Annotated in this window: 6 protein-coding genes and 3 pseudogenes; 2 read left to right on the top strand and 7 right to left on the bottom strand. The window is 31.7% G+C overall.

The features are described 5' to 3' along the window. Window positions 1-40 precede the first annotated feature (40 nt). From MKY46_RS03240 to MKY46_RS03220, 5 genes and pseudogenes are all read right to left on the bottom strand, one after another. Complete coding sequence (locus MKY46_RS03240) at window positions 41-1,933, bottom strand: stalk domain-containing protein (RefSeq protein WP_036124295.1); 1,893 nt, start codon at window positions 1,931-1,933, stop codon at window positions 41-43. Window positions 1,934-2,678: 745 nt separating this feature from the next. Next, window positions 2,679-3,086: a hypothetical protein gene (locus MKY46_RS03235; protein ID WP_340833774.1), complete on the bottom strand. Its 408-nt coding sequence runs from the start codon at window positions 3,084-3,086 to the stop codon at window positions 2,679-2,681. A gap of 200 nt (window positions 3,087-3,286) precedes the next feature. Further along, on the bottom strand, window positions 3,287-3,655 hold the full coding sequence (locus tag MKY46_RS03230) for a hypothetical protein (protein ID WP_101966456.1): 369 nt from the start codon (window positions 3,653-3,655) through the stop codon (window positions 3,287-3,289). Between the two features lie 658 nt (window positions 3,656-4,313). After that, window positions 4,314-4,573: pseudogene (locus tag MKY46_RS03225) on the bottom strand (hypothetical protein); the annotation flags it as partial. A gap of 52 nt (window positions 4,574-4,625) precedes the next feature. Then, window positions 4,626-4,895, bottom strand: a complete 270-nt coding sequence (locus MKY46_RS03220; protein WP_340835626.1) for a hypothetical protein — start codon at window positions 4,893-4,895, stop codon at window positions 4,626-4,628. An 808-nt stretch (window positions 4,896-5,703) separates the two neighbouring features. Between MKY46_RS03220 and MKY46_RS03215 the strand changes: the two genes are divergently transcribed. Continuing rightward, window positions 5,704-6,000, top strand: a complete 297-nt coding sequence (locus tag MKY46_RS03215; protein ID WP_340833772.1) for a hypothetical protein — start codon at window positions 5,704-5,706, stop codon at window positions 5,998-6,000. 1,245 nt (window positions 6,001-7,245) lie between these two features. Here the strand turns inward: MKY46_RS03215 and MKY46_RS03210 are convergent. Together MKY46_RS03210 and MKY46_RS03205 are read right to left on the bottom strand one after the other, a co-directional pair. Beyond that, window positions 7,246-9,768: an Ig-like domain-containing protein gene (locus MKY46_RS03210; protein ID WP_340833771.1), complete on the bottom strand. Its 2,523-nt coding sequence runs from the start codon at window positions 9,766-9,768 to the stop codon at window positions 7,246-7,248. A 1,787-nt stretch (window positions 9,769-11,555) separates the two neighbouring features. Further along, window positions 11,556-11,993, bottom strand: a pseudogene (locus MKY46_RS03205) (GerAB/ArcD/ProY family transporter); the annotation flags it as partial. A 37-nt stretch (window positions 11,994-12,030) separates the two neighbouring features. Here MKY46_RS03205 and MKY46_RS03200 point away from each other — a divergent pair. Next, a pseudogene (locus tag MKY46_RS03200) lies at window positions 12,031-12,294 on the top strand (transposase); the annotation flags it as partial. Window positions 12,295-12,612: the final 318 nt, after the last annotated feature.

The raw sequence follows: 12,612 nt of genomic DNA, 5'->3' as shown, positions 1-12,612 counted from the left end.
GGCACGATCTCATGTCACATGACCCGTGCCAGTGACTTTTTTATTTTGTTCCTACATAGATAGCTACTGGAAGATTGACACCACCAGCATGCATTAGTTCTAATTCAATTGTTCCTGATGAACCATCAATTGTGTACTCTGGCAGCTCAACATATTCTGTTCCTACTCGTAAAGAAGGCACTAAATATACCTTGCCATTGACCTTAATAGCACCACTATATAAACCACCACGACCAGCTAATTTCATCTTAATCGTTTTTGATGTGCCAGATGAATTTACCACTGGAATCGACACCTTATAGTTCATGCCAAAATGACCTGGATTACCTACTGCTCCATTAATCTGAGAGAAGGAATTTTCAGCCGTTTGTAAATGGTCTGTACGGCCGTTAGAAATGTTATAGCCTACCTCAGGAGAATCTACTGTATAGGCTGGTAGCTCTGCTAGAATTGTAGCACTTGGCCACGCCCCCCTTGGATGTTTAGCATATTCATCAACAGCAACCTGCTCTGATTGAATCGTTCTTAAGTCACTATTATCCTTTGTAAGCACTGTACGAATTGTATACTCTGGCTTTCCGCCGTTAGCCGCTTGGATATCTAGATCATGTAAAAAACCAATGATATAGTCGTATTCTAAATCGTATGTTTCAATGACCTTTGTTTCTCCTGGTGCAATCACAGTACCTTTACTTGTTGATCTTTGAAGCTTGTTATTTAAAACAGCATCAGCAATCGTTAAACCAATATCGTGGCCTACCCAGCTGTTCCCAGTTTTTTGGTTAATGCCCTTCGATTCTGTTACCTTAATACTCTCTGTAGTAGATTTATTTTGAACCGTAATCCCAAGCTTCACATCTGTCCCTAATGTGTTATAATGCCAACCAAAAATACGGTGCTTATTCGTTGCTGCTGTTGCATTCACATCGTATTGTGCAAGCGTAGCATTAGATTTAGGAACTAATTTACGTGTTAAAGTTTCTGGGTTGTCACTAATAAATAAATCACGATCTCCCTCTAAACGTGCAGAAGGAACGGCTTCTGGATAAGCTGTTGAGCCAAATGATTTTTCAAGGAAAGAGCTTGTATACATATAATGATAGACATATAAATACATTTCTCGTTTTTCACTTATATAACGCAAGTTTCCGCCTAATGCATTCACTACAAAGGTAATAGGAACGTACATCTTCCCTTTTTGAACAAAAGGAACCTCTTCTAAAGTGACAACTTCATTATTCACTAAAACTTGATTACTGTTATCCTTAAAAACAAAGCTCATGCCAGCTATTTGTAATTCAAAAGAGTTATCTGGTAGCCACATACCTGTTGAATCATCAAGGTATTCATATATATAATTCGCTGGGATGTAGGATCTTGATTGCTTCATCACAATTGGATCTTTCATCACAATGCGATGATTATTAATATGTAAAATATATGGGTTTTCTTGAGGTTGCTCTGGTGTTTCATCAGATAACGTAATATCTACACTTTGAGTATCGGGGTCCCAATTCACAGTGCCATCAAAGTTTTCACTGACAAAGCGTAATGGCATATAAGTTCGGTCCTTATACATAAACGGTGCGACATCCATCGCCACCTCTTCCCCATCTACTAATGCGTTCATAGAGTCAATCGTTAAATCGACAAGCTTACCATTTCGAGTAGCTGACGCTGTCAATGTATCCTTATTCCACTCCACATTCGCACCAATAGCTTCATATAATGCACGCATCGGTAATAATAAGAAATCCGATTTATTTAAGATAGGGTCATTGACACTAATCGTCTCTCCATTAATCGTAATCGAAACATTGTTTTTTATCTGAATTCCATCTTTACTAATAGCTGTTGCAGATGCTTGTCCAGGCAAAATAGTAGCCAAAGCAACTGCCGATACAATACATGTATTTCTAAGTTTCTTAAACATGCTAATCTCCTTTTTCACATTCCATAGTCTTTAACATCTTAACACGAAAAAACCCTAAAATGTGGGATTTTTATCGAAAAGTGTTGAATTCGGTACTAGAGTGCTAACCCCTCTCCTTCAAAAGCTTCATAGAAAGAAAAGGCTATTTCCAAATCTCCATGAACATTTTCTATCAAACGCATTGCTACTTGATAAATCCTTATGTATAACCCCCATCGTACTGTATTTTAAAGGTAATAAAGTCAGCTTTTTATCAAATTATATGTGCATAATATTTGATAAGTAACTTCATTACTATTAGAACTTCCAGTAAAGTTATATTTTCTTAATTAGACTTGTTTTATAAAAAAAAGTTACATAACTTTTGGGTAATCACCATAGAAAATGAAGTATTTGAGGATTACTACATTCAAAGCATCTCTAGGTTGGCCGATGCTTGATTGAACAGATGTGAACACTATAAATATAGCTGATTCTCGTTAATGATACTTAGTTAGATGATATCGAATTCGTTTTTTGTAGTGTATTAATTTCACTTGTGCAATATATAAATAACAGGTTATAGCACATGCTCAGCGTACTAAAAAACCCCTCTTCTAATCGTGAAGAGAGGCTGGGTAGTTGCCAAATCGCTAAATTTAATAAATCTAAAATATGTTTAAATTGTTGGTTATTACTATGTCGTAAGTATTGAATTAATGGTCGTTTAGCAACAGATTTTAGCATATCAAAATTTGATTTTAGACTAGTTTATCTTATCTACTAAATAAACGCTATATGTACTATCAAGCTTAAACTTATTTTTTATTTTTAAAGTTTTTGAATCCCATATAGAAATTACATTTTTATCCTCTTTATAAGAAGCTGTATAAAATTCGTTGGCATCATAATCAACATTTAAAAGATTTTTATTAGCTGTATTTTCTATTATCTCCATTTGAGGAGAACCAGTACTAAATGATACTTTTACTATAAAATTTAATTTTTGATCAATAGCGTTTAAAACAATATTAATCAAAAGATCTCCATTCTCTAGCATTAAATTTTTTTTGAATTCTATATTAACTATATCATCCATTATAGCTGAAAAGTCAGAAGAAAAAGTGCTTACTTTTAAATCACTACTTATTTCTACAATATCTCCACTATACATAAATAAATATAGTTTATTATTTTTACCAGTAAAAGAAAAATAACTAGGATACTGGTTTAAATTAACTTCATCTATAATTTCTAAGTCCTTATTATATTTCCTTATTTTTAAAATATCCTCACTATTTTCTTGTGCATCTTTTACAATCCCTACTACAATTGGAGCACCTTCAAGTATTGTGATATTTATGTCCCAGCATCTTATCTATTGGTATACGTAAAAATATTGTAGAAGGCTCCAATGCTATCAATTTCGCGCAAATGTGTACCGCCACCATAAGTCATTTTTAAATGATACGTTGTAAAAAGACCTAAATTGTGGCTGCTAAACTGCTCTACCGTATAAACGTGTTGACCGGCAGTGCATGTGCCGTTGTCATAGCATTGCAAACCATGTTTATTTGCCAATTCATTATAGTACGTAGTTTCTGAAGGTCTTGTGAACAGAGCAGTCACGCATATCAACGCAAGTACAAGGACAGAAATGAGAGGTTTTTTCTTTAACAAAATGCTTACAAAAATTGTAGTAACGATAATTAAGATTAATAGAATAAAAAATACAATAAACATTGAATCCTCCTTTTATTTACTAACTCATAATGAACAAAATAACTTCAAATAATCACCATAAAAAAAGACAGAATGCCAAACTTTTAGGGAATACATTTCACAAGTAAAATAGAAATTATTTAACCGCTTTTTCGTTCTTTCCTTCCGATGATATTTTAAGAAATTCAATCTCTGCAAGATATTCCACTATACACTACACATGTACGTAAGAATATCTAAGAAATGATATGCTGCTAACTTTAAAGTTTGGTATTCAATCATCGGAAGCCCTCGGATATTTAATGCGAATTTAACCATATTTCCGATTTCTGTTAACATCTCAAACTCTGGTACTTTTTATTGCCTAAATCTATTGTAATGTCATGACTTCTTATTGCTATTCTTTACGTTTATCCATAATCTTTATTCACCTCTAGGAATAATTTATCACATTACATATATAATTTTCCATATTTTCAATGTTATAAAAAGGTATAATTTAGACGTTGATCGCTAATAAGCTGAGCGATTAATAGCTATCATTCCTTTTTCTCAGCTATCTAAAGCTTCTTACAAATATTAAATTTCATTTTATACTTCTGACTAACGGTGATATATTAACTAGCCTTTTACCCATAAAGTTATTTAATTTAGAGGCAAAATTATTCAACATTCCGTCAATTATAGGAGTTATATTTAGTAATATAAAAAAATTGTCACAAATCATAATGCCTTTTCCATATTAGGTACTACATCCAATAGAGCTGGCCAATCTTCCTCTTTTACCCACCCTGATACAAGACTGTATTCTGAACAAAGTGTTAATGCTGTAAATGATAATCCTATCGCCATAGCAAGCTTATAATCCTTTCCTGCTACATACATATAAAGATTTATAAGTGTTGCTACTATTGCAATAATCCCTAATATTATCCACATAACTATACCTCCATATATTTTTATTTATGTCATGTAATAATACTAATGTGCATTAGTTTTCTATACGCAAATATTCGGAAGGATTTCTCATGACAAAATGTTTTTCAATAGACATTAAGACATCATCATTTCCAGGTAAAGAAACCACGGCAATTGCCTCTTTAAACGATAACCATTTATATTCGCTGTGTTCGTAATTTAATGTAACTTCTTGTTGTTCTTCAACATATCCAACAAATACAGGTGCAACATAAATATAATTTTCTTTTGGTGAATATATTTGAACAAATTTATTAGGAGTATATAATAAAACCTTTGTAATACCAGTTTCTTCTTTGATCTCTCTTACAGCAGACTCTCAAGCAATTCCCCTTCCTCGATACCTCCGCCAATATAACACCAAACATTTTTTAAAACAGATGTAGACCTTTTCAATAACAGTACTTTATACTCTTTTTTAATAGAACAATTGCAACACCTGTACACTTTATTGGAACTTCACCATAATCTCCACTTCTTTACTCACCTCGAAGTGTTTTTCTATAACCCTTAAATTTCCCTTTTGCTTTAAATACAATTATTCATAATCTCAATATAGAGAACCAAAATTTATGGTAATTGTTTCCTATAATTAAACGTTCCTCAAGAGTACGGCCCGATTTTTGAACAACAAGTTAAACAACACTCTTCAACTAACCGGCCACGTTAGCTGAATAACAATAATCTTTAAGAAAATAGCCTTTTTCGAAGAATGCTGCTAAATGAAAGCATTAGATATTTAAAAGATATTGTTATATTTTGGATCATTGGAAAGGTCTAATGAAATAGTATAATTAAGGGTATTTAACTTGTTTCATAAGAGGTGCTGAGTTTGTTTAAAAAGAAAATATTAGTTGGTCATTCAGAAGATACTGTCCAGGCAATTATCGAACACTTAGATAGAAAAAGCGTTCCGTTTGAACTAGGCATCAAAGATATTTTAAGGCAGCCGTCCGAAAGACTCCGCTCGAAAAAAATAATGAAGTATACATAGTGTTTTATGCAGTCAAATTTCGAAAAGAATATGCAGGACAAGTAGAAGCTATTGTTGAGCAATATGTATCTCAAGAAGATGTAAAAAATGGTGTATAGTGTCAAAAAAGAAAGATAGAAAATTAGAAAAGAAGGAAACATCTCTTTTTTCAGTTGTGTCTTTTATAAACTATATAGCGATGCGAATCATCGCTCAAAGTAAGATTGATGGTGGAGGAATTCTTTCGTATACGGCTTGTGTGGTCATAATGATGACTGGTGCATTTTTGACGACAAAATGTTATAAGGAGATGCAAAAAGAATCGGGCCATTGGAGACTGATTAGTATGGGGTTGGCAATAATTGGTATTGGTGTGATAATTTATGCTGCTGCTTTTTTATCTTTACTTCGATAATATTTTCAGAAACTTTTTCGGAAGCAACAATCTATACGAAAAAAAGGCATTTGTAAAATCGCAGTGAATCTTGCTCTTTTTTTGGCTGTTTTCTCAAGGATTGTTGCTATAAAGAAAAGATGGGCTTATACAACAATCGAGCGCGTTTATGGAGTAATGTAGGTAGAAAATGATCAAACTTTTTTATAAAAACCAAACTAAAAAACTCAAAAGAAGAATCCCTTTTGATCAATCAATCTTTTTTCAAAAGGGATTCTTCTTACTTTAACGCAAAATAAAGGTTTGCAAGGTATTTTGCTCAAATTTTATTTCAAAGCAACATACTTTCTTTACAGAGCTTCTAATATAAACTTCTCGATTAAATATTGATAAACAACCTATTAGTCATTTGATAAGATGTTTATTATATTCAATCCACTTTTACATCTCCCTCTCAACAGCTCTATTTTGCCATTCGAACCAAATCCCAGAACATTCACTACAATGAATGTCTACCCCATTCTTTCTATTCATATCTCTATAAGTAAATTTATTTCTTTTACGACAACTGTAGCAAAATATTTCTTTTTCTTTATAAAATTCCATATTTAACCTACCTGATTTTTACTTATCCATCTCCTTTTTTCATTAAAGTTATTCAAGCATTAAATACTTAGAAGTTAAACTTTTAAGAGTTTGCTATTGCTTATTTATTGGTTTATTAAGAAAAGGTTTGTATTAAAAATCAGATTACATTGATTAAGAAATATAATAAACATTACAAAGTATCACTCTATATTAACTAAACTGGGAATTTTTCTTTCTTAAGTTTACTTTCTTTCATAGAGTAGATACAAAATAAAATAAGAGACTATCATATAATATGATTGCCTCTGAATTTAACTTTGGAAAGAAACAAATTCTAGAAATAAGTTTTTTATAAATCTACTCTAGATCCTACGCTTCTGCTAGTTCCAACCTTCACATATATTGCCATACAAAGTCCAAACGGCTAACTATAATACTTCAAACATTCCATACTTCCAACCCTCATATTGATTTTCTTAGGTTTTTACTATCCATGTATAAGAGCGATCGGTTTAACAGTCAATCCTTCAATTGCCACTAAAGGATTGCGTCTGCGTCTATAGTGAGTTCCTAAATTTAATAGCGCAACCATAAAAAAAGAAAAGTACTATAGAGAGTATCTCTCCACAGTACTTTTCTTCTATTTACAATATTTTTTGGGTGCCAAACATTCCCTAATTATTGAGCAGCAACTGTAAGGTCAATTGTTACAGTTTTTTCTTTACCATATTTAGCAACTTTAAATACTACATTACCTGTAGCATCAGCTGCTGGTGATGCTGGATGAGTAACTTCACCAGTAGTATTTGCAATAGCAGTATTAGCTGAATTTTCAATTGTTACAATGAAACCTGCAGCAACTAAATTTTGAGCTCTAGTTTTTACGTTTTCACCAGTTACTAATGCTGGATTCTCAAGAGCTGTTTTAGTAATTTTAGCAGCTTCAAGTCCTACTAAACCTTCTTCTTTAGTTTCAAGTAGTGATACGTTTGTTACTAAATCTTTTTGAGCAGTTGTTAAAGCTTCAAAATCTGCTCTAGCAGCTTCAACTTCAATAATCGAAGTTGCATTTGCAATTTTTGATATTACAGAAGCAACTGCAGTATCCACTTTACCTAATTCTACAGTAGTTTTTTCGATGTCAGCAATCGTATTTGCCACTGCTGCCTTGTCTTTAACGTAACGAACTTCTTTTGCAGAAGAAACTGTAGCAGAAACTAGTGGTTTTGCTAAAGTTAAGATAATAGATGTATCATCAGCATCAGATTTTACGTCAATTAGAGCAACTTTAGCTTCATCATCTAAATTATCAAGTACTATGAAATCATTTTTTGCAGCATCAATATCTGTAACTTGTACTGCTTCGTTGAAAGTAATTTTGATTTTAGTGTCTGAACCTTCAACTTTTGTAATTTCTTTGACAGTTGCTTTGATTTTGTCAGTGATTGTTTTTGAAATAGGTGCGATTTTTTTACCTAATACATCAACAGTTGATGGATCTTTAACTTCTAATTTAAGAGTTTCACCATTCACATGTTCTTTTAAATCAGTTTTTAATGTGAAAGTTACTGTTTTACCATTAGAAGAGATTTCATGATGAGCGATATCATAACCTTCAATTTTGAAATCACCTTGATTTAATGATTGAATTGCGTTAGTGAACACTACTTCAACTTTATCTTTAGCAGTGGCTTTAACAGTATCGATCGTAGTATCGCCTTGTTTTCCTAAATCATGTGTTTTAGTGTATCCTTCTAAGTGATTTCCAGCTAAATCTTTAACTAGAGATACTTTTACTTTATAACCGTTATGGTCAGTAATAGTTTCATTTAATGTAAGAATAACACCTTTTGCATCTTGAGTTACATCGAATCCTGTGATTTTTAATTTGTTACCTTTTGAATCAGTAATCTCATATTTATCAGTCTCAACGATTGAACCGTCTCCACTTGTAGCCATTACTTCATTAAATGAAACAAAAATTTGGTTTTTATTTAGAAGAGTAGCACCTTCAAATTTTGGTGGTGTTACATCTTTAACTGATAAAGTTGTAGTGTATGGTAGCATTACATTTTTCATCGTAGTGTTATCAGCTACACCAGTTATAGATAATGTATAATCAGCGTTATCTTTAATATTACCTAATAAAGTAAGTGTTACTTCTTTATCTTTTGATACATCAACAGTTGTTGAAATTGGTTGTGTTTTGCCATCTTTATCTTTAATCACATAGTTAGCAGCTTTCTTAGCTGTATCTGTATCTAGTGATTTTGTAAATTTAATAACAACTTGCTTGTTGTTATCTTTATTAATACCTGCACTAATTACTTCTGGACGAGTTAGATCGACTACAGGAGTTACTTGAACTTTTGTATCTTTATCAATTACGTTACCAGAGTAATCTTTTACATTAGTAACATATAAATCTGTTGTGTAAACAAGTTTATTGTCACCATTAAATGTGAATTCATAAGTATCATCAGTAAGTTGTTTTACAGATGCAGCTTGTTTTTTAGCTCCACCTTGCATCCAGTAGACGTTTGAAGCAAACACTTGCTCTACAGGCTCAGAGAATTTAAGAACTACTTTCTCAAATGAAGCACTTACAACTGAAGCTACAGTTGGAGCAGTTTTATCTTCAACAACGTTGAATTTAGTATCAGCTTGAACTGTTTTGAAGTTGTTGTAATCTTGAGTACCTTCTGCAGTTAGAGTGTGTTCTCCATCTGTTAAAGCAGAAGATAATTTAATGATTACAGTGTTTAATTTCGTTGAGATATTACCTACAACTACTTTACCATCAATTTTGAATTGTGAAGTTGTAGCTGATTTTACTGGTTCGCTGAAGTGTACGCGAATAGTTTTGTTACCTAAAGCTTCAACTTTAGCTACAGTTGGCACTGTGTTGTCAAGAGGCTTGAATTTTAAATCTTTAGCATTGATAACTTTATCGCCAGCTTTAATGTTATTTACAGCTAATTTGTATTCAGCTTGGTTCTCAAGGTTTGTAACAACATTTAAAGTTACAGAGCGACCATCTTCTGCAACAATTACTGAATCAACTTCAGGAGAGTTAGTACCTGTAAGAGTATAGTTACCTTTTTCACCAGCTGTAGAAGGATCAACTTTACCGTCGAACTCTACTACTACTTGTTTAAGGTTAGTTGCAGTTTCAGTGCCAATAATAAAATAAAAAAACAAACCCAATTCCAATCATATCAAGGGTTTGAGCTTATTTTATCAGTGTTAACAATTCAGGTTAAATATAAAATTATGAAATCCCTCGGTCATGAAAAGATAGAAACGACTATCATTTATATGGAGAAGGTTTTAGAAACAGATCAGCATGCTATTCATGAATGGGAATCGGAGAATTTTAATAATTATATCTAAAAATTCAAGATTTGGTTTTTGTTTGTTTGTTTGATTAACTACTTTTCAATAATTAGGATAAAAAATAATAATTGCTCCTATTTCTACATCTATGGAGGGATTCCCGCAGTTCCATCATAGTATATTGTTATTGTTGCTTGTCTTAAGTTTTGTAATGATTGAAATTTTGATTTCCATACACCTGCAAATAACCTTTTATAGCATGCACGCAATAAAGAAATATATTCAACAAATAAGTCATTTTTGAATTTTTTAAATCACTAATAAATTATTTATTTCAAATTCACCAATAATGGCTTATATCTCAAAATTTTAAATGATCAGCAAAAATAGAGTCTGATAGTAAATAAAGAAAAATATTCAATTGGCTTATATTTAATATCAAAAAGCGACTATACAATCCTGTTGTAATGTCATTTCCCAAAGTTCCTGCGTACTAGAACCAAGTGTTAGATATGGTTGCTCTTTTAGTATATCTTCTTTTATATCGACCGTTATAGAATGCCCTTTGATACAAATTATATTTACAGATTTTAACATTAACAATATATCTCTAACTCTCAAAGTGAATAAAAAGAGGCTGGGACAAAAAGAAAAAATGTTAGACAAAGATACATATGGTCTAGCATTTTTTGATTTAGGAAGGATTATTTAACTCTGTGAGGCGGAAAAACTATTATCCATTTTCGCTATTTTTTAAAATAATCGAGTTCTGTCACAGCCTCTTTGGTTTAATGCTATATTATAGTCTATTTTAATGCTAAAACAGTATTTAAACCGGTATAATAAATAATTTCATTTGCAAAGCCTAAATAGTTATTTTCATTTGTTATAAAGTTGTATATTTCACTATCCTCATTCATTACATATGCTAAAAAAACATATCGTCGAATGTCAGTGCCCAACTTTGTTGTCATTCTACAACATTTTGTTAAATGATAATAAAGTTGGGCACTGATACAGAATAAAACCGTTATTTTCGAACTAAATGATTCAGAAAGTACTAATAAAGTTGTTAACTGAACAGGGAATGTTATACAGTTCCAATATTCGTCTATTAACTGTTACCAAACAGTAAGAAAACCTCTTTTTTAATATTGCAATCTACAAGTAAAATTCCTATATAATTTCCCTTTTTAAGAATTTAACATTACTTTAGGGTTAGGCCCTATTGAGTCTGTAAATTCAATAAGTTCTTGGAAGTCTTCTGCAATTTTACCGAAATGAAGTGTAGCAATGACGATTTCTTTATGTAGACTTTTAATAAAGTTTGATTATTTTACCGATATTAACCTTTATATGAGAACAAATCTAAAGAGCATGTTTTGATAAAATATTGAACAAAACATGCTCTTGTTTAATGAAGCATATTAAATTTTAATAAAAAGTTAGATTATTTTTGAAACTCTTGTTGCACTAAAGCACCCGTTAGCCATCCATGTCGTGTAAAATTATCACTACACCACAGAAAATGAAAGATGATTACGTTCTTTCATGGGAGTACAATAAGTACCTGGAATTCGTCCATCTATGTTTTTATCCACATTAAAGGCTTATATATAGATTTTTCAAAATAATTATCTATTCGTTTATTTCTATTTCGTTCTTTTTCGTATTGCATATACGACTATCAACAAAAGAGGTAAAAAAAGTCCGATTGATAATGTTAAAGAATTACCCGTTGTAAAGTCAAAATATTTTTGGTAGATGATATTAGGAAAAATCACGAGAGAAAGGACAACAGCAATCATGCCTAACGGTAATGTTAAAGGACGGTAATCTTTCAAATTCAGAATTTGTGCCATCCCTAAAACGGCAGCGTAAAAATAAAGGGTCGTCTTAAAATAGAGAGTGATAATCCATAGTGATGCTATTAATCCCTCAATACGCTGTATAAAATTCCCGATATTAATCTTTTTGGTCAATTCATAACTTGGATAAATCTCTCCTGCAGTTTTCTCAAAACCTAATACTGTAACACACAAAAATGTAATAGAGATGATGACGATGCCGCCTATTAAGTTTCCAATTAGAAAAGTTTTTTTCTCCGATACCGGGAATTGATCTGATACTTACAACCGAATAACCAAAAGAGGCTCTAGCAGACTACGACAAGCTTTGTATATGGCTGCTAAATGTGCTATTCGTGACTGTCAAAAACAGAAAACAACGGATGAAACCCTTCCTCGTAATAAGAAATTACGGGCGTTTTATGATAAAAAATGGGAAGAAGGAAAACCATTTAGAGTAGCAGTAAGAGTTTGTGCAAACAAACTCTTACATTGGATTTATGCACTTTTAAAAAGCAAAACTTCTTTCCAAGACTTAGCTTGATTTAACAATTTAACTAAGTAGACCTGAACTTTCCAAATCAAGTATTTGGACGGTTATTTGGTATACACAAATTTAGTATAACATGATATTTTTATTATTTTTAATGAAAATTATTGACAACTATTAGCTGGTTTGTTGAATACTTAATAATCGCTACTTGTATTTTCTTGAGTAAATAAATTCTGTAATTGGAATTGTACCAAATGTAAGACCTACCACTATAACCATACGGTTCGCCATAATATATCAAAATGAGGTTTTATGAAAATAAGGATTGTATTTGATTGTGTTATAATGGTCTGAAGGTTGTTATTTCCA

This window comes from Lysinibacillus sp. FSL M8-0355 (assembly GCF_038008985.1).
Taxonomy (GTDB): domain Bacteria; phylum Bacillota; class Bacilli; order Bacillales_A; family Planococcaceae; genus Lysinibacillus; species Lysinibacillus fusiformis_D.
Note: the sequence above shows the minus strand (reverse complement) of the source record. Positions and strands in the feature narration are given on the sequence as shown.

What these genes read in the sequence shown, in the direction of transcription:
- MKY46_RS03230 (WP_101966456.1), bottom strand. Translation starts at nt 3,655, where the DNA reads ATGTTTATTGTATTTTTTATTCTATTAATCTTAATTATCGTTACTACA.
- MKY46_RS03235 (WP_340833774.1), bottom strand. Translation starts at nt 3,086, where the DNA reads ATGTATAGTGGAGATATTGTAGAAATAAGTAGTGATTTAAAAGTAAGC.
- MKY46_RS03240 (WP_036124295.1), bottom strand. Translation starts at nt 1,933, where the DNA reads ATGTTTAAGAAACTTAGAAATACATGTATTGTATCGGCAGTTGCTTTG.